The organism is Flavobacterium sp., from assembly GCF_004211145.1.
GTDB lineage: Bacteria > Bacteroidota > Bacteroidia > Flavobacteriales > Flavobacteriaceae > Flavobacterium.
The window spans coordinates 42,551-67,818 of sequence record NZ_SEBS01000020.1; the positions used below are offsets into that span (position 1 = coordinate 42,551).

General features: G+C 48.0%; 25 protein-coding genes. 15 read left to right on the forward strand and 10 right to left on the reverse strand.

Annotated elements, in window-relative coordinates; translation table 11 throughout:
• Window positions 1-41 precede the first annotated feature (41 nt).
• From hisG to hisIE, 8 genes are read left to right on the forward strand one after another with little or no spacing between them, the layout of a single operon-like run.
• Window positions 42-899, forward strand: a complete 858-nt coding sequence (gene hisG / locus EOO50_RS10705) for an ATP phosphoribosyltransferase (protein WP_290839964.1) — start codon at window positions 42-44, stop codon at window positions 897-899.
• A complete protein-coding gene (hisD, locus tag EOO50_RS10710) occupies window positions 896-2,185 on the forward strand; it encodes a histidinol dehydrogenase (RefSeq protein ID WP_290839966.1) in 1,290 nt (429 codons plus the stop codon). The genes hisG and hisD overlap by 4 nt, the downstream gene beginning before the upstream one ends.
• A complete protein-coding gene (gene hisC, locus EOO50_RS10715; RefSeq protein ID WP_290839968.1) occupies window positions 2,178-3,200 on the forward strand; it encodes a histidinol-phosphate transaminase in 1,023 nt (340 codons plus the stop codon). Before hisD ends, hisC begins: the two co-directional genes overlap by 8 nt.
• The gene (hisB, locus tag EOO50_RS10720) at window positions 3,197-4,288 is read left to right on the forward strand and encodes a bifunctional histidinol-phosphatase/imidazoleglycerol-phosphate dehydratase HisB (RefSeq protein WP_290839970.1); all 1,092 of its coding nucleotides are present in this window, start codon (window positions 3,197-3,199) and stop codon (window positions 4,286-4,288) included. Before hisC ends, hisB begins: the two co-directional genes overlap by 4 nt.
• The gene (hisH, locus tag EOO50_RS10725) at window positions 4,285-4,863 is read left to right on the forward strand and encodes an imidazole glycerol phosphate synthase subunit HisH (protein ID WP_290839972.1); all 579 of its coding nucleotides are present in this window, start codon (window positions 4,285-4,287) and stop codon (window positions 4,861-4,863) included. The genes hisB and hisH overlap by 4 nt, the downstream gene beginning before the upstream one ends.
• Window positions 4,860-5,570 (forward strand): 1-(5-phosphoribosyl)-5-[(5-phosphoribosylamino)methylideneamino]imidazole-4-carboxamide isomerase, encoded by a 711-nt coding sequence (gene hisA / locus EOO50_RS10730; RefSeq protein ID WP_290839974.1) that lies wholly within the window; start codon window positions 4,860-4,862, stop codon window positions 5,568-5,570. Before hisH ends, hisA begins: the two co-directional genes overlap by 4 nt.
• The gene (gene hisF / locus EOO50_RS10735) at window positions 5,564-6,316 is read left to right on the forward strand and encodes an imidazole glycerol phosphate synthase subunit HisF (RefSeq protein ID WP_290839976.1); all 753 of its coding nucleotides are present in this window, start codon (window positions 5,564-5,566) and stop codon (window positions 6,314-6,316) included. Before hisA ends, hisF begins: the two co-directional genes overlap by 7 nt.
• A complete protein-coding gene (gene hisIE / locus EOO50_RS10740; protein WP_290839978.1) occupies window positions 6,313-6,900 on the forward strand; it encodes a bifunctional phosphoribosyl-AMP cyclohydrolase/phosphoribosyl-ATP diphosphatase HisIE in 588 nt (195 codons plus the stop codon). Before hisF ends, hisIE begins: the two co-directional genes overlap by 4 nt.
• Here the strand turns inward: hisIE and EOO50_RS10745 are convergent.
• From EOO50_RS10745 to thrS, 6 genes are all read right to left on the reverse strand, one after another.
• Window positions 6,897-8,534 carry a S41 family peptidase gene (locus EOO50_RS10745; protein WP_290839980.1) on the reverse strand — a complete coding sequence of 546 codons (1,638 nt, stop codon included), beginning with the start codon at window positions 8,532-8,534 and terminating at the stop codon, window positions 6,897-6,899. The genes hisIE and EOO50_RS10745 overlap by 4 nt on opposite strands.
• A 122-nt stretch (window positions 8,535-8,656) precedes the next feature.
• Window positions 8,657-10,177 (reverse strand): DUF4394 domain-containing protein, encoded by a 1,521-nt coding sequence (locus EOO50_RS10750; RefSeq protein ID WP_290839982.1) that lies wholly within the window; start codon window positions 10,175-10,177, stop codon window positions 8,657-8,659.
• A gap of 511 nt (window positions 10,178-10,688) precedes the next feature.
• Window positions 10,689-11,033, reverse strand: coding sequence for a 50S ribosomal protein L20 (gene rplT / locus EOO50_RS10755; RefSeq protein ID WP_290839984.1), 345 nt, complete (start codon window positions 11,031-11,033; stop codon window positions 10,689-10,691).
• A gap of 119 nt (window positions 11,034-11,152) precedes the next feature.
• Window positions 11,153-11,350, reverse strand: coding sequence for a 50S ribosomal protein L35 (gene rpmI / locus EOO50_RS10760; RefSeq protein WP_290839986.1), 198 nt, complete (start codon window positions 11,348-11,350; stop codon window positions 11,153-11,155).
• A gap of 140 nt (window positions 11,351-11,490) precedes the next feature.
• A complete protein-coding gene (gene infC, locus EOO50_RS10765) occupies window positions 11,491-12,042 on the reverse strand; it encodes a translation initiation factor IF-3 (RefSeq protein ID WP_290840016.1) in 552 nt (183 codons plus the stop codon).
• A 27-nt stretch (window positions 12,043-12,069) separates the two neighbouring features.
• A complete protein-coding gene (thrS, locus tag EOO50_RS10770) occupies window positions 12,070-14,031 on the reverse strand; it encodes a threonine--tRNA ligase (RefSeq protein WP_290839988.1) in 1,962 nt (653 codons plus the stop codon).
• A 306-nt stretch (window positions 14,032-14,337) separates the two neighbouring features.
• On the opposite strand from thrS, the gene EOO50_RS10775 reads away from it, so the two are divergent.
• The 3 genes from EOO50_RS10775 (at window position 14,338) to EOO50_RS10785 (ending at window position 17,526) form a co-directional block, all read left to right on the forward strand.
• Entirely contained in the window at window positions 14,338-15,318 is a 981-nt protein-coding gene (locus EOO50_RS10775) for a fasciclin domain-containing protein (protein WP_290839990.1), read from the forward strand.
• A 72-nt stretch (window positions 15,319-15,390) separates the two neighbouring features.
• Window positions 15,391-16,092 (forward strand): SDR family oxidoreductase, encoded by a 702-nt coding sequence (locus tag EOO50_RS10780; protein WP_290839992.1) that lies wholly within the window; start codon window positions 15,391-15,393, stop codon window positions 16,090-16,092.
• Between the two features lie 6 nt (window positions 16,093-16,098).
• Window positions 16,099-17,526, forward strand: coding sequence for an SDR family oxidoreductase (locus EOO50_RS10785; RefSeq protein ID WP_290839994.1), 1,428 nt, complete (start codon window positions 16,099-16,101; stop codon window positions 17,524-17,526).
• Here EOO50_RS10785 and EOO50_RS10790 read toward each other — a convergent pair.
• Window positions 17,523-18,656 carry a lycopene cyclase family protein gene (locus EOO50_RS10790; RefSeq protein ID WP_290839996.1) on the reverse strand — a complete coding sequence of 378 codons (1,134 nt, stop codon included), beginning with the start codon at window positions 18,654-18,656 and terminating at the stop codon, window positions 17,523-17,525. The genes EOO50_RS10785 and EOO50_RS10790 overlap by 4 nt on opposite strands.
• A gap of 100 nt (window positions 18,657-18,756) precedes the next feature.
• Here EOO50_RS10790 and EOO50_RS10795 point away from each other — a divergent pair, with 100 nt between their 5' ends.
• Genes EOO50_RS10795 through EOO50_RS10805 form a run of 3 tightly spaced genes read left to right on the forward strand, consistent with a single transcriptional unit; the run spans window position 18,757 to window position 21,513 of the window.
• Window positions 18,757-20,238, forward strand: a complete 1,482-nt coding sequence (locus EOO50_RS10795; RefSeq protein ID WP_290839998.1) for an oleate hydratase — start codon at window positions 18,757-18,759, stop codon at window positions 20,236-20,238.
• Window positions 20,222-21,061 carry a phytoene/squalene synthase family protein gene (locus EOO50_RS10800; RefSeq protein ID WP_290840000.1) on the forward strand — a complete coding sequence of 280 codons (840 nt, stop codon included), beginning with the start codon at window positions 20,222-20,224 and terminating at the stop codon, window positions 21,059-21,061. Before EOO50_RS10795 ends, EOO50_RS10800 begins: the two co-directional genes overlap by 17 nt.
• Complete coding sequence (locus EOO50_RS10805) at window positions 21,061-21,513, forward strand: sterol desaturase family protein (RefSeq protein ID WP_290840002.1); 453 nt, start codon at window positions 21,061-21,063, stop codon at window positions 21,511-21,513. The genes EOO50_RS10800 and EOO50_RS10805 overlap by 1 nt, the downstream gene beginning before the upstream one ends.
• Window positions 21,514-21,583: 70 nt before the next feature.
• Here EOO50_RS10805 and EOO50_RS10810 read toward each other — a convergent pair whose 3' ends face one another.
• From EOO50_RS10810 to EOO50_RS10820, 3 genes are read right to left on the reverse strand one after another with little or no spacing between them, the layout of a single operon-like run.
• Complete coding sequence (locus EOO50_RS10810) at window positions 21,584-22,702, reverse strand: hypothetical protein (protein ID WP_290840004.1); 1,119 nt, start codon at window positions 22,700-22,702, stop codon at window positions 21,584-21,586.
• Window positions 22,703-22,726: 24 nt separating this feature from the next.
• Entirely contained in the window at window positions 22,727-23,404 is a 678-nt protein-coding gene (locus EOO50_RS10815; RefSeq protein WP_290840006.1) for a hypothetical protein, read from the reverse strand.
• Window positions 23,388-23,951 (reverse strand): RNA polymerase sigma factor, encoded by a 564-nt coding sequence (locus EOO50_RS10820; protein ID WP_290840008.1) that lies wholly within the window; start codon window positions 23,949-23,951, stop codon window positions 23,388-23,390. Before EOO50_RS10820 ends, EOO50_RS10815 begins: the two co-directional genes overlap by 17 nt.
• A 316-nt stretch (window positions 23,952-24,267) precedes the next feature.
• On the opposite strand from EOO50_RS10820, the gene EOO50_RS10825 reads away from it, so the two are divergent.
• Window positions 24,268-24,870 carry a 2'-5' RNA ligase family protein gene (locus tag EOO50_RS10825; RefSeq protein WP_290840010.1) on the forward strand — a complete coding sequence of 201 codons (603 nt, stop codon included), beginning with the start codon at window positions 24,268-24,270 and terminating at the stop codon, window positions 24,868-24,870.
• The last annotated feature ends 398 nt before the right edge of the window (window positions 24,871-25,268 follow it).

Sequence of the window (25,268 nt, forward strand, 5' to 3'; positions counted from 1 at the left end):
TTCGCGAAATCATCAGTTTGTTCAGACATTATCAAAGTCAAATGGACAAATTAAAAATCGCCATACAAAAAGGTGGCAGGCTCAGCGAAAAATCCCTCAGTCTTTTGAAGGAATGCGGCATCCAATTGTCGAACGGAGAACGAAAACTCAAGAGCGTTTCAAGCAATTTTCCGCTGGAAGTCCTTTTTTTGAGAGATGATGACATTCCGCAATATGTTGAGCAAGGTGTGGCCGACATCGGAATCCTCGGTGAAAACGAAGTCGCCGAACAACAAAAAAACGTCGCGACGATAAAAAAACTCGGTTTCGCTTCCTGCCGATTGTCGCTCGCCATTCCAAAAGACGAGCAATATCAAGGGCTTTCATATTTCGAAGGCAAGCGTATAGCAACGAGTTACCCCAAAATACTTTCTGCAAAATTGCGTCAATCGAATGTCGATGCGGAAATCGAAACCATTGGTGGAAGCGTCGAAATCGCACCCGGAATCGGTTTGGCCGACGGGATTTTCGACATCGTAAGCACGGGAAGCACACTCCAGCTCAACGGCCTCAAGGAAGTCGAAACGCTTATGGAAAGCGAAGCCGTGTTGATTTCGAATCGCTTTTTGACGAAAGAGGTAGACGTCCTTTTGCAAAAGCTTTTGTTCAGGATGGATGCCGTCCGAAGTGCCGCCGAGAACAAATACATTCTATTGAACGCGCCCAATAACGCCATAGACGAAATTTCCCGAATCCTTCCCGGAATGAAAAGCCCGACCGTGCTGCCGTTGCTCGAAGAAGGTTGGAGCAGCGTGCATTCGGTGATTCGCGAGGACGATTTTTGGGACGTGATCGACCAGCTCAAAGCACTTGGCGCTCAAGGGATTTTAGTGACAAATATTGAAAAAATGATCGTATGATGACTGTATATGAATTTCCCGACAGAGGCGTTTGGGCGCAACTATGCGAGCGTCCTAAAGCCGATACGGAATCGCTCAACGAACTGGTAGCCCAGATTTTTGACGAAGTAAAGCGAAATGGCGATCTTGCCGTGGCAAAGTATTCCGAGCTTTTCGACGGTTCGGCTTTGACCGAATTCGGCGTGAAACCCGTTACCATCGAAAATTCTTCGGCAATACTTACCGACGACTTGAAAGATGCGATGCAACTTGCCAAGTCGAATATCTCAAAGTTTCAAGAGCCGGCCGATGAAAAAGTCGTGATCGAAACCATGCCGGGCGTAAAATGTTGGAGTGAAAAACGCGCGATAGACCGTGTCGGGATTTATATTCCCGGAGGTTCCGCGCCTTTGTTTTCGACGGTTCTGATGCTCGGAATTCCAGCCAAACTAGCTGGTTGTCGCGAAGTCGCGCTTTTCACGCCGAGCGATAGAAACGGGAACATCAATCCGGCAATCCTACACGCGGCCAAGATCGTCGGAATCACCGAAATCTATGCGATTGGCGGCATCCAGGCCGTTGCCGCGATGACATTGGGAACACGATCGATCGCGAAAGTCGATAAGATTTTCGGACCCGGAAACCAATACGTCACGGCCGCGAAATTGTTCGCACAGCAACTCGGAACGCCAATAGACATGCCCGCCGGACCGAGCGAGGTTCTGGTAATCGCCGACGAGTTCGCGAACGCCGAATTTGTCGCCTCGGACTTACTTTCCCAAGCCGAACACGGGCCCGACAGCCAAGTCTTGCTCGTCGCTACCGACGCAACATTTGTTTCGGAAGTAGAAAAGGCCATAGCGCGGCAAATCGAAGAACTTCCGCGTAAGGAAATCGCCCGGAAAGCGTTGTCCAACAGCAGTGCAATCGTGCTAGAAAGTCTTTCCTCGTGCGTCGAATTCAGCAACTATTACGCGCCCGAACATTTGATTCTCGCGATTGAGGACCCGGAGAATATAGTATCTGAAATTAAAAACGCGGGTTCCGTCTTCTTGGGCAGATACAGTTGCGAAAGCGCCGGAGATTACGCGAGCGGAACGAACCACACGTTGCCGACGAACGGTTCCGCGAGAAGCTACAGCGGCGTTTCGACCGACAGTTTCACGAAGAAAATCTCATTCCAGCAGCTTTCGTTCGACGGGTTGAAAAACATCGGGCCGTCGGTGATCGCAATGGCCGAAGCCGAATCGTTGCAAGCGCACGCAAACGCCGTTTCCATCCGGCTTAAATCACAAGATTATGTTTGACGTGAAGAATTACATACGGCAAAACGTGTTGAAACTCGAATCGTATTCGAGCGCGCGTGATGAGTTCGGCTCGGAAGCGTCGGTATTTTTGGACGCGAACGAAAATCCGTTCGGCAGCCTGAACCGATATCCCGATCCGAAGCAAACGCGTCTGAAACAACGCATTGCCGAATTGAAAGGCTTGTATCGTCAATCGATTTTTGTCGGAAACGGCAGCGACGAAGCCATCGATCTGTGTTTCAGGATTTTTTGCGAACCCGGAAAAAGTGAGGTTTTATCATTCGGGCCAACTTACGGCATGTATAAAGTTTCGGCTGCGATAAACGACGTCGGCTATTCGGAAATTGAATTGAACGATGTGTTTCAGATCGACTTCGGGACGGCGATCGACCGACTTGAAAATTCCGACGCGCGTTTGCTGTTCCTTTGTTCGCCGAATAATCCGACCGGGAATGGTATCGTTGGGATCGAAAAAATCTTGTCGGCGTTCAAAGGAATCGTGGTGATCGACGAGGCGTATATCGATTTTTCGGACGAACCTTCCTGGGCCAAAAGAATCTACGAATTCCCAAACCTGATCGTATTGCAGACGTTCAGCAAAGCCTTCGGATTGGCGGCCGCACGCGTGGGAATCGCGATTTCGAATCCCGAAATAATTTCTTGGTTCGATAAAGTAAAACCGCCGTACAACGTGAGCAGCTTGAATCAGGACGCGGTTTTGAAGCGATTAATCGATGTTGAAAAAGTAAATTCGGAAATAGAAATCTTAAAAGTCGAGCGAGAGAAATTGATGTCGGCACTCGCGGAAATTCCATCGATCGAGAAAATTTTTCCATCACAGGCGAACTTTATATTGATCCGAATCGATAGAGCCGAATCGGTATATGAAAAGCTTATCGATCTTGGCATCGTCGTCAGGAAACGCACCTCTCAAATTCCGAACGCGCTTCGGATTACTGTCGGAACTCCGCAGGAAAACCTGTCGCTGATCCAAACCTTAAAACAAATCACATGAAAAAAATACTGTTCATAGACCGCGACGGCACGCTTATCGTCGAACCCAAAACCGATCAGCAGGTCGATAGCCTTGAGAAACTCGAGTTTTTGCCCGGCGTTTTCAGGAACCTGTACCGAATCGCGACCGAACTCGACTTCGAACTCGTCATCGCGACGAACCAGGACGGATTGGGTACGGATTCTTTCGCCGAGGAAACGTTTTGGCCCGCGCACGAGAAAATGCTTCGCGCATTCGAAAATGAGGGCGTTTCTTTTGCCGATATTTTGGTCGACCGAAGTTTTGAACGGGACAACGTGCCCACTCGAAAACCCGGTGTCGGAATGTTTTCGAAATACATTTTCGGAAATTACGATCTCGCGAATTCTTTTGTGATCGGCGACAGGGAAACCGACGTACAACTCGCGCGAAATCTGGGCTGCAAAGCGATTTTGCTCGGAGATGTGAAAACGGAATTGGCATGTCAAAAAGCTACAAATTGGCATGAGATTTTCGCATGTCTGAAAAATGAAGGACGACGCGCTTCAATTTCCCGCAAAACCTCCGAAACGGAAATCTCGATCGAGCTGAATCTCGACGGATCCGGAAAATCATCCATAAAAACGGGCATCGGATTTTTCGATCACATGCTTGAACAAATCGCAAGACACGGCGGAATCGACCTTGAGATAAACGTGAACGGAGACTTGCACATCGACGAACATCACACGGTCGAGGACACGGCTTTGGCGCTCGGGTCGGCGTTCGCGAAAGCACTGGGTTCCAAGAAAGGAATTTCGCGTTACGGTTTTTTGTTGCCGATGGACGATTGTCTCGCCCAGGTCGCGGTTGATTTTGGCGGACGGCCGTGGCTGGTTTGGGAAGCCGATTTCAGACGCGAAAAAGTAGGCGAGTTGCCAACGGAATTGTTTTTCCATTTCTTCAAATCGTTCAGCGACGCCGCGGCCTGCAACCTGAACATCAAGGCTGAAGGCGAGAACGAGCATCACAAGATCGAGGCGATTTTCAAGGGTTTCGCTCGCGCTGTCAAAATGGCCGTAAAAACAGGGGAATTTTCAGGAATACCAAGCACGAAAGGAATATTATGATAGCGATACTGGATTATGGCGCCGGAAATGCCGCGTCGGTGCAAAACGCCGTAAATCGGTTGGGATACGAAACGTTGTTGACTCGTGATGCGAAATTCATTGCATCGGCCGATAAGGTAATTTTTCCCGGAGTCGGGCAAGCGGCGTCGGCCATGGAAAACCTCAAAAACCAGGGATTGAATACGTTATTGCCCGAACTCGAACAGCCGGTTTTGGGAATTTGCCTCGGATTGCAATTGATGTGCGAGTTTTCACAAGAAGGAAACACCGATGGTTTGTCGATTTTTAAAACGCGCGTCGCGAAATTTCCCGAGACAGGAATCGTACCGCACATGGGCTGGAATTCGGTTGACAAACTTGACAGCGTGTTGTTTGACGGGATTTCTGACGGTACGGATTTTTATTTCGTACACAGTTATTTCGCGCCCGTCAGTGAAAACACGTCGGCCCGATGCGATTACCTGACGCCATTCAGCGCCGCGCTTGAACGCGATAATTTTTACGCCGTGCAATTTCACCCTGAAAAATCGGGAATAGCGGGCCAACAATTGCTCAAAAACTTTTTGGAATTATGAGGATAATACCTGCAATAGATATCATCGACGGCAAATGCGTGAGGTTGTCGCAAGGCGATTTCAGCACGAGCAAAACCTACGGGAAGCCGCTCGAAATGGCGAAACTTTTTGAAGATAACGGCTTGCGTTTTCTGCACCTGGTCGACCTTGACGGAGCGCGTTTAGGCAAAATCGCAAATGCGAAAGTACTCGAGGAAATCGCATCGGGAACCAGTTTGCAAATTGATTTCGGTGGTGGAATAAAAACTACGCGCGATGTGCGACAGGCGTTCGATAGCGGCGCGAGTCAGGTAACGGCGGGCAGTATCGCGGTTCACGACGCCGAGCTCGTACGCGAATGGTTTGCGGATTTCGGAACCGACCGTATCATTCTGGGCGCCGACTGCTCGAATCGAAAAATAGCGACGAACGGCTGGAAAAACACAACCGATATCGACATATTTGAATTTGTCGCAGCGTTCGCGAAACAGGATCCGATTTCAATAATCTGCACCGATATCGCGAGCGACGGCATGTTGAACGGACCGGCGTTTGACTTGTACCGCGACTTGCTTGCGATGAAAAACCTCGGCGTCATCGCAAGCGGAGGCGTTTCATCTTTACGGGATTTACTCGAATTGAAACGGTTGGGTTGTGAAGGCGCGATAGTAGGAAAAGCGATTTACGAGAACAGGATCACACTAACCGAACTCTCGAAATTATGTTGAAGAAACGAATCATTCCGTGTCTCGACATCAAGGACGGGCGCGTGGTAAAAGGCGTAAATTTCGTGGCCTTGGCCGATGCGGGCGATCCCGTCGGACTGGCGTCGTACTATGCTCGCGAACAGGCTGACGAATTGGTGTTCCTCGATATCTCGGCCACAATCGAAGGTCGGAAAACGTTGATCGCACTCGTCGAAAAAATCGCAGTCGAAATCGACATTCCGTTTACGGTCGGAGGCGGCATAAACAGTGTGGCCGAAGCGGGAAAACTCATTAAGGCCGGAGCCGACAAAATAAGTGTAAATTCTGGCGCACTCAAACGACCCGAACTCATTTCAGAACTCGCCGACGCTTTCGGAAGCCAGGCGATAACCGTTGCCGTCGACGTGAAGACAGTCGGCGGAAATTCTTGCGTCTTTTCACACGGCGGTTCCAAACAAACCGGTTGGGATGCGATGGGTTGGTGCAAGCGTGTCGAGCAACTCGGAGCCGGTGAAATCCTGTTGACCTCGATGGATCGCGACGGTACTCGGTCGGGATTTTCGATAGCGATTACTGACGCAATAAGCCGCAACGTTTCGATTCCCGTAATCGCGTCGGGCGGCGCCGGAGACGAACAGGATTTTGCCGACGTATTCCTCAAAACCCGGGCAACTGGTGCGCTCGCCGCGGGAATTTTCCATTATGGCGATTTGCGGATTCCTGATCTCAAAAATTATTTACGAACGAAAAACATACCGATACGATGAAACCAGATTTCAATAAAATGAACGGGCTTTTGCCTGTCGTAATCCAAAACGCCGTGACAAACCGCGTGCTCATGCTTGGTTTCATGGACGAAGCCGCGTATGAAAAAACAGTGTCCGAGAAGAAAGTCACGTTTTTTTCGCGAACCAAGAATCGGCTGTGGACGAAAGGCGAAACCTCGGGGAATTTCCTGAACGTCGTTGAAATCTTGCCTGATTGCGACAACGACACCTTGCTGATCAAAGTCTTGCCTAACGGGAACGTTTGCCATACGGGAAGCGCGACCTGTTTCGGGAATCCCGATGCGAAAGGCTTTACGTATGAGTTGGAAGCGATTATTTCCGATCGCATAGAAAACGCGAAAACCGATTCGTACGTGAGCCGACTCTACCAAAAAGGAATCAACAAAGTCGCACAAAAGGTCGGGGAGGAAGCCGTCGAATTGGTCATCGAAGCAAAAGACGACAATCGCGAGCTGTTCGTGAATGAAGCCGCCGATCTGTTGTTTCACTATTTACTGTTGTTGCGCGCGAAAGGCGTTTCACTGATTGAAGTCGAAGAAGTGTTACAAAGTCGAAATCGTTAATTTCCCCGATTCGCGACTTCAATTGCTTTTTCAAGCACTTCGTCTTTACCGCTTGCAATTCTTTGTACGGTCGGGCGGATCTCAATGTCGATTTTCACGCCTTTGCGTTGGGTTTCGGTTCCGTCGGGATAGAAAACGCCCAAGCCTGTTATGTACGATTTTAGGCCGCCAGGAAATTCGACTAGGCTCACATTGCCGTCGGCGCCCGCGGTTTGGCTACCGATCGTCGTTACGTTGGGCGCGGCCTGAAACGCCATCACGGTGAATTCGGCGTGGCTTTGCGTTTGTTCGTTCACAAGAAGGATGACTTTTCCTTTGTAGTAATTTTTATGGGATCTTCCGACTTCGTGCGCTTCTTTAAACAGGAATTTCCCGGGATACGAAAAGTCGGGGAAAATGAACCTGACGAACGGTTTGCTTTTTTCGAACAATTCACGTCCAATTAGATAGACCGTTCCGTTCGGATAATTTCGGATGTCGAAAATGATGGCTTTCGTTCCTTTTAGACTGTCCATCATTCGGCCGACTCGTTTGATGTCGAACTCGAGCGTTCCCATGTTTACATAGCCGATGTTCCCGTCCATGATTTTCCACGGCGAGGTTTGGGGTTTTTCTTTCGGTTTGAAATTTTTGAAGATGTCGCGTGGAATTGTTTTTTCGATTGGCTTTCCGTCGCGCAAAAATGTGACGTTTACCGACTTCGTGTTTCCGTTCAGCAACGTTGCGAATGCGCTTCGACGTTTCACATCGGGGTTTGAGCCCGACAAATATTTCCATTGGGAAGCCAATGAATCGGCAACAGGAACTTGAATGATATCTCCGATTTTTATGTCGTTCGAAATACAAATCGCCTCGTCAAACAGTTCCGAAACAACCGCCATATCGTCGATGATCTTGTAATCGAAAGGCGCGTAATATTCACCGAAATGTTCCTTTAGTTTCGGGCTGTACAAGTTCGCATGCGAATCGTCGAGGCAAACTACAAGCTCACGCAACGCCAAATGATAATTGGTTTCGGACGTTGTAGACACGAATTTCGGAAGCATCCTTTTCAACACATCGTCCCATTTTTCGTCGGTCATGTATTTGTACGGATAGAAATATTCGACCTGGTTCCAATACCTGAAAAGTGCGATCAGCCGGATGTTTTCGTTTTTCCAATCGGAATTTAGGTACGGAGCTTCGTTTTTGGGTTCTAATTGTTTAGTGTTTTTAAAACTGTCGGCGTAGTAAAGATTGCCTTGGGCGCGATTGTTTTCGATGTGTTTTAGTCTGGCCGATAATTCGGGCGTAAACAATTCAGGACTTTGTGTCCACGACAAATCGAAATTTTTGTCGAAGGATTTTTTGCCCGATGATTTTGCGCAAGATTTACAGTTCGGAATTTCGCCGAGACCGTTTATCCAATCGAAATAAATTTCGGAAAGTTGCTCTTTGTCATTTGCCGACTTAGTTTTTTGGACGATGTCTTGAAGTTCTTTATCCCAATCGAATTTTCCTTTCGCGACCTGCGGATGATAGTATTTTAAAAAGCCCCAAATTTTCGCGGTGGCGTAAAGTTTGTCGGTTTCGGATAATTGTGCCGACGCCAAAAACGTGCAGCACAGCAAAAGCAGCGTAAAAATTTTCCTCATTTAGGTGTTATTGATTTTGCATAGATATTCAAAAATCGATTGAATTGGAAAACCGTTAGCGCAACTTTAACGCATAAAAAAAGCCCGATCGCGAAATCGGGCTTTTTATTTGAACTGAGATTTTAGAAGCCGAGTCCGACCGCGAAACCGCTTACGGCAGCAGGGAAATTACCCATCGCGGTAACAGCTCCAGAACCGGTATTCACAGAGTAAATCTTGCTCGCCGAACCGACGGTAAGGATTGCGTAGCCTGTGTTCGAAGTTCCTCCGATGTCGAATCCGCTTTGTGCCGTCACATCGGCGCCGAGCATTCCCACGGTAACCAATGTTCCGTCATTGGGTGGATTTTGTTTGAACAACATGTCCATAGTCGAATCGATAACGAAAAGTTCGGTAGACGTTGTTCCCGCGAAATTATTCGTGTAGGCCGCCGATGTCACGTTCGGAGTTCCGGGATTCAAGCTGCCATCAGTTGCCGCCAAAACGCCATCGTTAGGATTCACGCGCAGGTTTTGGCCTGTGTTGCTCACGATTCTGATGCGGTCGACGAGCGGATTGAAGTCGAACCCGAAGTCTGTTCCGTCAAGCGTTCCGAAAGCCGCGGCTCCGATCGCGGTTGCGGTTCCGTTACTCACGTTTATCGTATAGATACGCGAGTTGCTGCCCAATGCGAACAGTTGCCCTGTTGCGGGACGCATGTCGATTCCCACGATGTTTACGCCTGCGTCAAGACCTTGGATGGTTTTCGTAGTTGGTGTTCCGATGTCCATAGGATTGAAAATATGGAGCGTGTTCGAAGCAACTGCATAAGCGACCGGCGCAACAGGAATCGCAAGACCGATCAACGGCATGTCCAATTCTCCAAGGTTTCTCGCTTTCCCCGTTGTCAGGTCGATTTTGTATAGTTTGCTTTCAGATCCGATCGTGAAGCTCGCCAACGCCGTCGTGTTGTCTTGGGCGATATCGAAACCTCCATCACTCATCGTTGAGAAGTTGTTGATGTCGAGGCTTCCGATTGCGGTAAGCGTTCCGTCGTTGGGCGGATCTTGTTTGTAGAGCATGCCGTCAGCGAAATTGATCGCGAATAGGGCAGTGGTCGTCGCGCCTGCGGTACTGTTCGTGTAAGCGGCGGCTCCGACTTGCGGCGTTCCCGGATTTAGGTTGCCATCGGTTGCGGCGACAGTTCCGGTTTCAGGATTCAGCCTGAGGTTTTGCCCTGTCGATGTTACCAAACGGATGCGGTCCACAGTCGGGTTGAAATCGAATCCGACCATATCGCCTGCGACTGCGGGAGTGAACGGTGCAGTTCCGAGCGCTTTCGCAGCTCCTGTCAAATGGTTGATCACGTATAATCTGTTCGTGCTGCCAAGCCCGATGAGTTGTCCGGTTTGAGGACGGAAGTCGATTGCGATGATGTTGTCGCCCGATTCCAGTCCGGTGATCGTCGTGGTTGAAATGGCGTCATCGGAATCATTGGCGTTTAGTTTTACCAACGTGTTGCCCGCGATAAGCCCGTAAAATTCCAAATCAGGTTTTGAGCCGCCTGATCCATTGTTGCCGTTGTCGTCATCGCTGCAACTTGTGAGCGTAATTCCTGCCAGCGCCGTGGCTGCAAGACAAAAGGTGCGAAGTGTTTTCTTCATGGTTATTTGTGTTATGTTTTATGAAGTGAATCTACGAGCGATTGGCAGGCTTGGTTTTACAAAATTTTAATTTTTTGTTTAATTTTTACGGGAAATGCGATATTCTAATGTTATTTTAATGTTGGAGATGTTGAATTTTTGATATTCCGACAGTTTTTAAGAAATGTAATTCGGAGTTCGACGCGCGAAGGATAGCAGCGGTTAGCCCGCAGGCGCGACGCGTCTTTTGCCCGACGTTTTGGGCGACCGACGGAAGCCACAAAAACGGCGACGGCAAAATCGCGTCGTGCCGAGGACTAATAGCGGATAGCCTGACGGCGCACGGTTTTGGTTTGGAAGGGGAAGTTGAATCGCCGGCGCGCCCAGGTAAAGTGCAAAGTGCAGCGTGCAAAGTACAAAGTTTTTACTCCGACAGACGTTGTACTTTGCGCTCTGCACGCTGCACTTTTCGCAAAAAAAAAGTCCGCTCTTTCGAACGGACTTTCTATAAGTCAAACCGGATTAAAAACGTTTATTTTACTTTGTTCACGATAGCTTTGAAAGCTTCCGGGTGGTTCATGGCAAGATCGGCAAGAACTTTACGGTTCAATTCGATTCCACCTTTTTTAACCAATCCCATGAACTGAGAATATGACATTCCTTCTTGGCGTGCACCAGCGTTGATACGCATGATCCACAACGCACGGAAGTTTCTCTTTTTCGCTTTGCGGTCGCGGTAAGCGTACTGCATTGCTTTTTCGACAGCGTTTTTAGCTACTGTCCAAACGTTTTTACGACGTCCGAAGAAACCTTTGGCTTGCTTCAGGACTTTTTTTCTGCGAGCTCTTTTAGCTACGGAGTTTACTGATCTTGGCATACTTTTCTTGTTTTTTGCAGCAGGCGTCCTGAATTTAATCGAAGGAACTTGTTTGGCCTGATACAGGGTTATAAATTACCTTTAATTGACAATTGACAATTGACAATTACAACAGCGTCTTAGATAATACGCAACTGTTGTTTTACGCTTTTCATGTCGGTTGGGTGAACCAAAGCGGCATGAGTCAAAGCAAGCTTGCGCTTTTTAGACTTCTTGGTAAGGATGTGGCTCTTGAAAGCGTGTTTCCTCTTGATTTTACCGGAACCAGTAACTTTGAATCGTTTCTTGGCGCTGGATTTGGTTTTCATTTTAGGCATAATTCCTAAGTATTGTGGTTTGACTTATTTTTAGACAAATGTCGTAATGACAAATGACGAAGGACTTAAGACATATATTTGAAGATAAATTTCTAACCTTTTGTTAGTCCTTCGTCTTTCGTCATTTGTCTTTCGTCACTTTATTTTTTCTTCTTCGGCGCCATGAACATAATCATCCGCTTTCCTTCAAGAACCGGCATCGCTTCGACTTTTCCCCATTCCTCAAGGTCTGTGGCAAGTTTCAACAACAAAATTTGGCCTTGATCTTTGTAGATGATCGAACGTCCTTTGAAGAATACGAAAGCTTTTACTTTCGAACCTTCTTTGAGGAATTTCTCGGCATTCTTGCGTTTGAATTCGTAATCGTGCTCGTCAGTCTGAGGACCGAAACGGATTTCCTTGATCGTCACTTGCGTAGACTTTGCCTTCAAGGCTTTGTCGCGTTTCTTTTGCTCGTAAACGAACTTCTTGTAATCCATGATCTTACAGACCGGCGGAACCGCGTTGGGTGAAATTTCGACGAGATCCAATTCGAATTCGTCGGCTTTTCTCAAAGCTTCGGCCAGTGAGTAAACTCCAGGCTCAATGTTTTCACCAACAAGGCGAACTTCCTGAAGACCGCGGATGTGTTGGTTGATGCGATGCGCATCTTTTTTTTCTACTCGAGGTTGATAACCTCTGTTATTCCGTATTGCTATGGCTTAAATTATTAAGTTAGACTAATTAGATTCGACGTTGAACGTCTTTAATGTTGTGTTGATCTCTTCGTTGACCATCCTGGCGAATTCCTCGATCGAAACGGTTACGTTGCCTTTACCTTCCTGCCCGTGTTTGCGCACGGAGATGGTTCCGTTCTTCTCTTCTTCCTCGCCGACAATGAGCATGTATGGGAATTTCTTGGTTTCGGCTTCGCGGATTTTCTTCCCGATCGTCTCGTTGCGATTGTCAATTAGGGCGCGAATTTCGTGATTTTCGAGCAATTCCAAAACTTTTTTGGCATAATTTTCATATTTCTCACTCAGAGACAGAATGATAGCTTGTTCGGGCATCAGCCAAAGTGGGAAGTTTCCTGCGGTATGCTCGAGCAGAATCGCGATGAAACGTTCCATGGAGCCAAACGGCGCGCGGTGAATCATAACCGGACGGTGCAATTCATTATCCGAACCTTTGTACGTCAAATCAAAACGCTCGGGCAAATTGTAATCGACCTGGATCGTCCCAAGTTGCCATTGGCGACCGAGTGCATCTTTCACCATGAAGTCGAGTTTCGGTCCGTAAAACGCAGCTTCTCCCGATTCTATGACATAATTCAAACCTTTGTCTTTCGCGGCATTGATGATCGCTTGTTCCGCTTTTTCCCAGTTTTCGACCGATCCGATGTATTTGTCGGGATTGTCCAGATCGCGAACCGAAACCTGGGCCGTAAAATTCTCGAATCCTAACGATCCGAATACGTACAACACCAAATCGATCACGTTCTTGAACTCCGCGTCCAATTGGTCGGGCGTACAAAAAATATGGGCGTCGTCCTGGGTGAATCCACGAACGCGTGTCAAACCGTGCAATTCGCCCGATTGTTCGTAGCGATAAACCGTTCCGAATTCCGCGTAGCGTTTCGGCAAATCCTTGTACGACCAAGGTTTCACGGCGTAGATCTCGCAGTGGTGCGGACAGTTCATCGGTTTCAAAAGGAATTCTTCACCTTCGGCCGGCGTGTGGATCGGTTGGAAAGAATCCGCTCCGTATTTTGCGTAGTGACCGGAAGTCACATATAGTTCTTTTTGCCCGATGTGCGGCGTTACGACCTGCTCGTAACCAGCTTTCTTCTGCGCTTTTCTAAGGAATTGCTCCAAGCGGTCGCGCAATGCGGCACCTTTCGGCAACCACAACGGCAAGCCTTGCCCGACTTTCTGTGAGAACGCGAACAATTCGAGTTCTTTTCCAAGTTTTCTATGATCGCGGCGTTTCGCTTCTTCGAGCAATTCGAGGTAATCGGTAAGGTCTTTCTGCTTCGGAAACGAGATGCCGTAAACGCGCGTCAATTGCTTGTTCTTCTCGTCACCTCGCCAATAAGCTCCGGCGATCGACATGATTTTCACGGCCTTGATGATGCCCGTGTTCGGAATGTGTCCGCCTCGGCAAAGGTCGGTGAACGTCGAATGATCGCAGAATGTAATCGTTCCGTCTTCGAGATTCTCGATGAGTTCGACCTTGTATGGATTGTTTTCTTTTTTGTAAAAATCAAGCGCGTCGGCCTTTGATGACGAACGCATAGTGAATTCGAATTTTCCGCGTGCGATGTCGAGCATTTTGTCTTCGATCGCTTTGAAATCGGCATCTGAAATCTTCAGGTCGCCAAAATCGACATCGTAGTAAAATCCGTTTTCGATCGCAGGCCCGATCGACAATTTCACGCCCGGATACAATTCCTGCAACGCCTGCGCCAACACGTGCGAAGTCGAGTGCCAGAACGCTTTCTTGCCGTCCTTGTCGTTCCAGGTAAAGAGTACGAGAGAACCGTCGGTCGTGAGTGGCGTCTCAGTTTCCACGGTCGTGCCGTTGAACGAGGCCGAAATCACGTTTCTCGCGAGGCCTTCACTGATGCTTTTGGCGACATCCATCGGGGATGCACCGCTTTCAAACTCTTTTACCGAACCGTCGGGCAATGTAATCTTGATCATAATTAAAAATTAAGTGTGCAAATATAGGGCTTTGGACACACGTATACAAGATGATGAGCCAATGGTTTCGCGATTTGGAGGCCGCCTTTTTTTACGCAAGATTTTGTTTAACGATTTTATGAAATTCATTAAACAAAATTATTGTTAAACTTATGTTAGGGCAATGGTATGGCTGACGTTCGGAATTTTCGTAAAAGCAACGGTAAAGTACTGATTAAACATTGTTTAAATAAATTTAAAAAACGTTAAACAAAAGTGGTGAAGTGCGTAATTTCGGCAGATGAACAAATACAAAATAAACTCATTATGAAAACAAGTACCATTTTTAAAAAATCGATTTTGCTCGCCTTCATCGGATTTGCAGCGATTTCGTGCAGTGACGATGATTCGGATCCGGTAACGCAGCCACAGACCATTTCAGCGATCGCGGCTGACACACCAAACCTTTCCATTTTGGTGCAAGCCCTGGACAAGGCTGGTTTGGTCGCGACACTCGACGGTTCCGGACCGTTTACGGTATTCGCGCCGACGAATGAAGCGTTTACGGCATTTTTATCGGCAAACGGTTATGCAAACCTCGACGCGGTCCCGACTGCGGCATTGAAGGAAATTTTATTGAACCACGTGGTTTCGGGCAGCGTGATGTCATCGGCATTGACGACAGGTTATGTGAAAACGTTGGGAAAAGGCGCCGCATCGACAACCAACACGATGAGCATGTTCGTAAACACTGCATCGGGCGTCGTACTTAACGGAGGAACCGCAAACGGTGGCGCGACCGTCACGACTGCCGACATCATGGCTTCAAACGGCGTCATCCACGTCGTAAACGGAGTGATCGGTTTGCCGACTGTCGTAAACCATGCGATCGCGAATCCTGATTTTTCGACCTTGGTTGCCGCGCTCACGAGAGACGACCAACCTGATTTCGCTGGAATCCTGTCGGGCACCGCGAGTTCGCCGTTCACGGTTTTTGCACCGACGAACACGGCATTCGGGAACTTGCTTACTGAACTTGGCGCATCGGGATTGGCCGACATCGACCAGGTCACGCTCGAGAAAACATTGAAATACCATGTCGTTACGGGAGCGAACGTATTGGCCGCCAGTTTGACCGACGACATGAGCGTTACCACGTTCAACGGTGATTCGTTCACGGTAAATGTCACGGGCGGCGCAAGAATCACCGACTTCAACGACCGTGTGAGCAACATCATCGCGACCGACGTCCAGGCTTCGAACGGAGTCGTCCACGCGATCGACAAAGTACTTTTGCCAAATTTGTAGAATAGTTAACATTGATTGAGGAAGGGGAATTTGTGTTAGGTTCCCCTTTTTCATGTTTAAAAAAAATCGGTTATGGAAAACAAAAAGACATATTTGATCGCAGGCGCCAGTAGCGGAATAGGACTCGAGATCGCATTGCAGTTGAAAGCCGCGGGACATACCATATTGGCGATGAGCCGCTCCAAAAAGACACTCGAGGAACACACCGATATAACATTTTTGGAGCATGATTTCATGTCGGATGCCGCGTTGCCTGAAATCCCTAATGCGATCGACGGTCTGGTCTATTGTCCCGGAAGCATCACGCTCAAACCGCTGCGCGCGCTCAAAGACGACGATTTGCTCAATGACTTCAGGATCAACGTAGTCGGCGCTTTCAAATTCGTAAATGCCTATTCGGCCAATCTTAAGAATTCCGATTCGGGGTCGATAGTGTTGTTCAGTTCGGTCGCGGCCCAAACAGGAATGCCTTTCCATGCGAGCGTTGCGGCTTCCAAAGCGGCCGTCGAAGGTTTAACGAAAGCCCTTGCCGCTGAACTCGCTCCTAAAATCCGCGTGAATTGCATCGCACCTTCGCTCACCGATACGCCTTTGGCCTCCCAATTATTGAATTCGGACGCCAAACGACTCGCGAATGCGGAGCGACATCCGCTAAAAGCGATCGGCGAAGCGCGGATTATCGCAAAATCCGCCGTACATTTATTAGTGGACGCTGTTTGGACAACGGGACAAATCATTGGTGTGAACGGCGGCCTCGGCACCATTTTTAAATAAATAATTATGAAGATTCTGCTCACCGGCGCGACCGGATATATCGGACAACGTTTGCTTCCCGTTCTGTTGGAACAAGGACACGAGGTCGTTTGTGCGGTTCGTGATGTTTCGCGATTCAACATCAAGCGATTTGACGGTCGCAAGATAAGTCTTGTGGAACTCGATCTGCTAAAAAAGGAAACGCTAAAAAATATCCCGACCGATGTGGAAGCCGCTTATTATCTGGTACATTCGATGAGTACGACGGCCGATTTCGGGAAAATGGAGGAAACGTCGGCCCAAAATTTCATCGATGGAATCGCCTCGACGTCGGCCAGACAAATCGTTTACCTTGGCGGAATCGTTAACGAAAAAGAACTCTCGGAACATTTGAAATCCCGCAAAAAGGTTGAGGAAGTACTTCGAAAAGGAAGCGTTCCCGTTACGTCATTGCGCGCCGGCATAATTGTCGGGTCAGGAAGCGCGTCGTTTGAAATCATCCGCGATCTCGTCGAGAAACTTCCGATTATGATCGGACCGAAATGGCTCGAAACACGTTGCCAGCCGATCGCGATTCGGAATGTTGTCGAAATGCTTTCAGGTGTTCTAGGGCGTGAAGATACGTTTGGCCGCGACTATGACATTTACGGGCCGGATATCTTGACGTACAAACAGATGTTGTTGCAATTCGGTGAGGTTCGCGGGTTAAAACGCTACATTTTTACAGTTCCCGTCATGTCGCCGAAACTGTCGTCGTACTGGCTGTATTTCATCACTTCGACCTCATACATCCTCGCGCAGAATCTCGTCGACAGCATGAAAGTCGATGTGATCGCGCGGCCCAACGATCTGGCGCAAAAACTCGGAATTAAAATTCTTACGTACAAGGAAGCCATAAAGATCGCGTTCGACAAAATCGAGCAAAACCTTGTGCTTTCGACCTGGAAAGACGCGCTCACGTATACGTATTTTACTGAAGGACTTTCGCGTTACATCAAAGTGCCGCTTTTTGGTTGTTTCAAAGACAAGAAACGCATGAAGGTCGATGATCCCGAGGCGGCGCTTGATCGCGTGTTTGCGATCGGAGGAAATTCAGGTTGGTATTACGCCGATTGGTTGTGGCAATTTCGCGGATTTCTCGACAAACTTTTTGGTGGCGTCGGAATCAATCGCGGCCGGAAAAACACGTCGGCGATCTTTGCGGGAGAAACCCTCGATTTTTGGCGCGTGATCTACTCAAGCCGCGAGGAAAGGCGTTTGCTTTTGTATGCTGAGATGCGCATGCCCGGCGAGGCGTGGCTCGAGTTCCGGATGGGCAAAGACAATATTTTGCGACAGACCGCGACGTTCCGGCCCGTCGGGTTGTGGGGACGATTGTACTGGTATTCGGTCTTGCCGTTCCATTATTTTATTTTCAATGGGATGATCAGGAAAATCGCGACGGGAAAAGGTTAGAAAAGTGTTTTGAAGAACGATTTTAGGAACGGTTTTTTCGGACAGGCAAGGATGATTTTGAGCTCTTCGAGAATCGTGCTTTCCTCGTTTAAAAATCGCAATACCGAAACCGGATCCGTTTTGGTGAACAAGCGGGAAAAAATTTGTTTTCCGAGTTCATTATTGTAGAAAAGTACGTGGTTGAAAATTCGGTCGTAGAACGTGAAACGGTTTGTCTTGTGGAATCGGCTGAAATTCGGGTTCGCGGTTTTTAGCTCCGACGCGACTTTTTTCACGTTTTTCAAAGCGTGCACGAACGTATAACCAGTACTCGCTTTCGTCCATCCGCCTGCGGTTCCGATGTTGAGCACGTTTTTCGAATTGTGTTTGTGGAACGGATACGTCGTCATCGGGATCACGCCGGTTTCTTTTTTCGCGATCTCAAAGTCTGAAATTCCCTTTTGCGACAGATAACGTCTTATCTCAATTTCGTATTCGTCTTCACGCAACAATTCGGGCGAGAAAAGCGTGAACTCAACGAGCGCTTCCGAATTTGAAAACGGCAACACATACATGAACCGCGTCTGGCTCATTTGTTTAACTGAAAAGTCCATAATCGTGATCGCGTCGGCTGTAAACGGCAATTGCTTCGATTTTACGAACCAACCTTCGAAATGCTGCAACAACAGCGGGTTTCGGGAATCGTCAGTCGGGATTTTCGGAACGACACTGTTGAACACGAAATCGGCTTGGAATGTTCCTGAAGTCGTGACGACCGAAACCGAATTTCCATCATCGAAAAGTGAAACAAGTTCATCATTTTGTCTAACGATGAGCGGGAATCGTTCGATTTTTTTGTCAATATATTCTCGCAGTTTTTCTGATGAAATGCATTTGTAGATGAACCTTCCGCCCAGACATTCGGTCGATTTCTTTTCGTCGGTAAAAAAACCTTTTCGCCACGAATGTTCGAGTATCGAATCGTATTTTCCAGTCGAATTTTCCCAGTAACACCATGTTTTTTCGGTCGGAATTTCGTATTTTTCGATAATCAGGATTTTTTTTGCATCGGCCAGGCCCGTGTCGATGAGTTCATCGAGCAGCAACATCGCGGCGAGTCCGAATCCTGAAAAAATGTAGTCGTATTCCATTGTAATTTTCAAAAGTACGCAATCGCTCGGCTAAACAAATTGTAAAGTTTTTCAAAACGCTAAAGTTTTGTTTAATTATTATCTATATTCGTTAAACAAAATGAAGCACAGGGTTTACATAATAGGTTCGGGTTTTTCGTCTTTGTCGGCCGCCTGCTATTTGGCACGCGACGGATACGACGTCACCGTTTTCGAGAAGAACGCCACGATCGGCGGGCGCGCGCGTCAATTGTTAAAAGATGGTTTCACGTTCGACATGGGGCCGACTTGGTATTGGATGCCCGACGTGTTCGATCGTTTTTTTGCCGATTTCGGAGCGAAGACAAACGATTATTATTCGATTGAGAAACTGTCGCCCGCATACAGCGTGTATTTCGGGCAGGATGATTTCGTCACGATCCAGGACAATCCGTCGGACATTAAAAAGACGTTCGAATCCATTGAACCCGGAAGCGGCAAGAAGCTCGAATCGTTTCTAAACGAGGCGAAATCCAACTACGACATAGCGATCGGCGACATTGTGTATCGTCCCGGAGAATCGGCTTTTGAGCTTGTTTCGATGAAAACCGTAGGAAAGATCGACAGGTTTTTTTCGACCGTGAGTTCTGATGTAGCCAAGCGTTTCAAGAATGAAAGACTGCGCAAGATATTGGAATTTCCGGTGTTGTTTTTGGGCGCGAAACCGTCAGAAACACCATCGTTTTATACGTTTATGAACCATGCCGATTTCGGTCTCGGGACGTTCTACGCGAAAGGTGGCATGTTCTCGGTCGTGAAAGGAATCGAAAAATTGGCGCTTGAACTTGGCGTAAAGTTCCAAACACATTCGAACGTCGAAAAAATCACGGTCGATGCCGATAGCGAAGTCGACGGGATTATCGTGAACGGTGAAAAACTTTGGGCCGAGATCGTCGTGAGCGGTGCCGATTACCACCATTCGGAACAATTGCTCGACGAAAGATTGCGCACATATTCTCCAAAATATTGGGAAAGCCGTGTTTTCGCGCCTTCGTGCCTGCTGTTTTATGTGGGGTTCGACAAGAAAATCGAGAACGTCGAACATCACACGTTATTTTTCGATACGGATTTCGATGTGCACGCCCAGGCGATTTACGACGATCCGAAATGGCCCGAGGAACCGCTTTTTTACGCGAGCTTTCCATCGAAAACCGAACAAGATTGCGCGCCGAAAGGTTGCGAAGCCGCGATATTTCTCGTTCCGCTTGCGCCCGGGATTGACGACACGCCTGAATTGCGCGAGTCGTGTTTCTCGAAAATCTTACATCGATTGAAAAAAAATACGGGCCAGAGTTTGAGTGAGAATATTCTTTTCAAGGAAAGTTTTTGTGTCAACGATTTTGTGTCCGACTATAATTCATATAAGGGCAACGCGTACGGAATGGCCAATACGCTCATGCAAACCGCTTTCCTGCGTCCGAAACTGCGCAGTCGAAAAGTCGGGAATTTATATTTCGCTGGTCAACTTACCGTTCCCGGTCCCGGAGTTCCGCCCGCTTTGATTTCGGGAAAACTCGTCGCCGGTCTAATCCAAAAAAAAAATCGCCATGAAGTCGCTGTTTGATGATGTCTCGTTCGCGAGCAGCCGATTGGTGACGCAGCGTTACAGCACGTCGTTCGCGTCGGCGGTGAAGATGTTGGCGCCTTGTATCCGCCAGGACATTTACAATATATATGGATTCGTGCGCGTGGCCGACGAGATCGTGGACAGTTTTCACGATTTTGATAAAGCGGCGTTGTTCGCAAGGTTCGGCGATGATCTCGAGCGTTGTTTGCGCGACGGCATCAGTACGAACCCGATCTTGAATTCGTTCCAGCATACGGTCGCGAAATACGAGATTCCGACCCAGCTAATTTCGTCGTTCATGAAAAGCATGGAGGCCGATTTGACCAAGAAAGAATACGCGTCTATCGATGAATACCGAGACTACATCTACGGTTCGGCCGATGTCGTCGGGCTTATGTGCCTGAAGGTTTTCGTGAAAGGCGACGATCAGAAATACGAGGCACTCAAGGATTCGGCGATGCGTTTGGGCTCGGCGTTCCAGAAAGTTAATTTCCTGCGCGACCTCAAAATGGATTTCGAGCAACTCGATCGCAGTTATTTTCCGGGTGTCGATTTGACTTCGCTCGATGAAAACGTGAAATCACAGATCGTCGAGGAGATCGAGGCCGACCTTCGCGCGGGATTGCAAGGCGTCTTGCGTCTGCCGATCGAGGCGAAGCTGGGCGTTTACGTCGCGTATTGCTATTATCGGAAATTGCTTGTGAAGTTAAAGAATACGCCGCCCGAACGGATTCGGAATGCGAGGATCCGCGTGCCGAATTACCAGAAGTTCGGGTTGTTCGCCAAATGTTATATCAACTGTAAACTCAACATCGTCTAATGTCTATTTGGATTTACATATTGGTCGGCGTGCTGACGTTCGCGATTATGGAATGTATCGCGTGGCTGAGCCATAAATACATCATGCACGGTTTTTTGTGGAATTGGCACAAGGATCATCATAAGAAAAACCATGATTCGTGGTTCGAGCGCAACGATTTGTTTTTTGTCGTGTATGCCGTGGTCTGCATTGGTTTTTGTTTGCTTTGGCGTTTCGATATTTTACAGATCGGGCTTGCGATTGGGATTGGGATTTTTTGCTATGGTTTTACGTATTTCGTCGTGCACGATATCTTCATTCATCAGCGGTTCAAGATTTTTAGGAACGCCAATAATAGGTATGCGAAAGCCGTGAGACGCGCGCATAAGATGCATCACAAACACTTGGGGAAAGAACATGGGGAATGTTTTGGGATGTTGTTCGTACCGTTTAAGTATTTTAGGTCGAAGTGATGGCGTTGGGATTTTATGGAACCCTTAAAGGGTTGCGAAAATCGAGTGCCACCAGCCTGACCGAAATAAATCACAGATCAATCCGCAGCGCCAACGAGAAAACATTGTCACGCGTCGGTCCATTCTTAAACAAAGGGTTCAGGTCGTATTTCGCGTAAATTGAAATCGGGCCATAACCTACGTAAGCGCCGAGTCCGTATACGAAATTAGTAGCGTTGAACGAGCGGCGTTGCGTGTCCTCGATTTTTCGATGATCTTCATAATAGCGCAGTTTTTGGTTTTGCCAAAGGTTCATTCCCGCATAACCTCCGAGACCAAACTTCCAATTATCCACCGTGGAATAACGCACGCGATCGTAAGACTCGAGTTTCTTGGAATTTCCGAATTCCAGATATACAGGAAATACGAGATTCGTAACGCGCAACTTCTGGTACTTCAAGTCCTGTGCGAAAGTTTCAAAGGTCGTTTCGTCTCCATTGACGGCGAACGCGCGATTGCCAGTGAGTTCGAACGAATGGACATGAAGCGAGGTTCCGTATGCAAGCCGCAGGAAGTTGGAATCCTTGAGCAATCTGGTGCGTAGTGTAACACCGAATTCTGAAAAACCGCTCTTCCAGATCTTATACGGTGAATCTTTTAAGCTGTGCTCGTCTGAAACCGTATTCGAAATCCCGCCGGCCAAGACGATATCTGCATACGTCCGCTTGTCATATTGAACCGATTTCCGTTTGTCGACGTAATTGAGTCCGACCAAAAAGCTCCCGCGGTCGTCATAAACATTGCCTAGCCCGAGTTCTACCTGGCTGCCGCGCTCGTGCCTGAACGTCCAGAAATCGCCTCGTTCCACAAGTTTCTTCTGATTTTCGACGATCGCAAGTTTCGTGTCGATGCTGATCGCCGCATTTTTGGCCGCATCTTCCTTAAGGCGTTTCGCTTCCTCTGATGTGATTTTTTGTTCGGACAGTCGCTTGTTTATCGCTTCAAGTTCGCGTTTGAGTCGGAACTTTTCAGAATCCTCGATGCGTTTTTTTTCTTCGTCCAGATCTTGTAATGCTAGGGTTTTCTCGCGTTGTTGCCATTTGACGTCGGCCGAATCTACCGTTGCGGGTTTTACTTCGGTCGGATTCTGCGCCTTCATATTAGACATGCCGATTGCTGTCGCCACAAAGGCGAAAATGATTTTTTTCATGATGATTGAAACTTAAGTGATTGATTATTTGTTACTGAACGCGATTTTGATCCGCTTTTGTTTGAAGAGGCTTTCGAAGATTCCGCTGCGGAAACTTTCATTCAATTCAGATTCGCTGTCCTTGAGCAACGCATTCGCGTCGGTTTGCTTGGACAACCCGTTGCCTGCTGCGATTTCGCGTCTTGCTTTCTCTATGAGTAGATCGACATCGTCCTCGTCGGGCTGTTTGCCGGCTTTGATCATGTCGTCGACCGCGACCAGGATTTCCTGGATTTTTTGCTGTTCGATTGGATTTTGTCGGGTTTCGATCGTAGGTTCGATGACGATTTGAGGTTGGCGGATCGCAATCGGAGTTTCAGTTTTGTTATCCGAATCGGATTTCGTCACGACTTCAGGTTCATTAACAGCAACAACTTTTTGTCGTACACGATGTTCGAAAACCTTTACCGAATCAGGAATCGCGGATTCTTCAGGTCGGTCGACGATGATTTCGGGGTTCGTCGTCGGAACCTTATCATCGAATCGCAAAAACGTCAACCCAATCCCAATCACCAAGGCGGCCGCGATCCAATAATATATATAGGTAGTGTTCTTTTTTTGTTGGCCGCGCTGTAAAGCCACGCGTTCCCAGGCGTTCGGTTGCGGTTCGAGGCTTCGTTCGCCCAACCTGCGCTTCATCTCATTTTCAAAATTCTTTTCCATGCGCTTTCTTTTTATAGGTTTCCAACTGTTGCTGCAACATCTTGCGCGCCTTGAACAATTGTGATTTCGACGTGCTTTCAGATATTCCGAGCATTGCCGCTATGTCTTTATGGCTGTAATCTTCAATCGCGAACATGACGAGCACGGTTCGGTATCCGTCGGGCAAATTGTCGATCAGCGATTGGAGCGCGTCCATGTCGAAATCGTCGGGGTCGGCGTCTATCGAGATGATTTCGGCTTCGGCTACATCGGTGAACTGCATCTGCTTTCGGCTCCTCAGGAAATCGATGGCTTCGCGCACCATGATTCGGCGCATCCAACCTTCGAAATTGCCTTCGAACCGGAACTTCGCGAGGTTTGCGAATACCTTCGTGAAACCAGTGATCATCACGTCCTCGGCGTAATGCATGTCGCTAATGTAGTAGCGGCAGACGCTGAGCATTTTGGGCGCATGCCGTCTGAAGAGCTTTTCCTCGGCTTTTGCGTCGCGCTTGAGGGCCTTTTTTAGGAGCGTCTCGTCTGATTCGTGCAGCTTGATTATCTTCAATTGGTTCGTGTTTGTATGCTAAAGACGGGATTTTTATTTAGAAGTTGCCTCGGAGTTTATTTTTATCGGTATTTTTTATTTTGGCGTGCCGGCGGCTTGGGCGCACTGGCTGCTGACGCGGTGCTAATGGAAAGCCGCCGTCGGGCTGACCCGTTCCAATCTTTTGCCGCGCCTCAAAAGTTTTGAATGCCTTTCAGGTTCGGCAAAAGGATTTCCACTCGCATCCCTCACGCGTGCGTTCTGTTAAGAATTCGCCAATCGGCAATAAATCGAACTTTTACGCAGTTGTAACTGGCACAACACAACCAATGGGATTATGCAAGAACAACATTATTCGATCGTATTCCGGCCATCTGAATCCGTGATCGCGGAAATACGGGACATGAAGCGGCAACTCGCCGAAACAGGAAACTACGGCAGCCGCAACGCCGAGGCACATATTACCGTGTTGGAATTCTTCGCGCGCGAGAATCAGATAGCGATCGTCGAGCGATACATGCAGGATTTCGCGTCGTCGGTTTGTAACCTTATATATAGGTTCGATCGCTACGGATCGTTCCCGGAGAAATATACGAAAGAGAACGGGGTGTTTTATGTGGCGCCTACCAATGAGTCGGCTTTGCTGCTTGACAGGTTGTCGGCGAAGTTTCATGAACACTTTCCGTTAAAGGGAAAAGTGCGTGCGATCCCGTCGGGAAAACCGCACATGACGATTGGCCGAAGGTTGCAGCAGCAGCGTGTCGATAAGGCATACGAGATATTCTCGGCTCAGACCGTAGAAATGGAATGTGTATGTACATTGGCCTTGCGAGTTAAACGCATCAATTTTCCGGAACAGTTCAAAGTCATGACCGAGTTCGAATTCACGGGAGAAGGCGAGGACTTCAGTGGAAACCGTTATAGTTCGATTGCGGGCTAAAAAAACTTTGCGTTCCAATCCGCATACTTCCAGCGACTTGCAAAATACTTTGAAAAAAGGTTGTCAAAAGATTTGGAAATGCGAAAAGAGGTGCTACTTTTGCACCCGCTAAACGCAACAAGTTCTTCGGTTTTATTGAGAGAGTATAAAGGGATCAAAAAAAGTTTTGGTCAGGTGGCCGGGAGTTTTTACCTTTGCCATCCGGCTTTTGAGGAAGCCACACCAAAATTCACCTTTTTTACTGGAAATGAGCGGCTTCGAAAATAAATGAAAATTTTTTTTCCGAAACGCTTGGAAAAGCCAAAACAAGTTGTACTTTTGCACCCGCTTTGAAACGCAAGTGACGAGCGAAAAACGAGTAGACAAGTTCATAGACATATTGGATTGACAGCACTTCA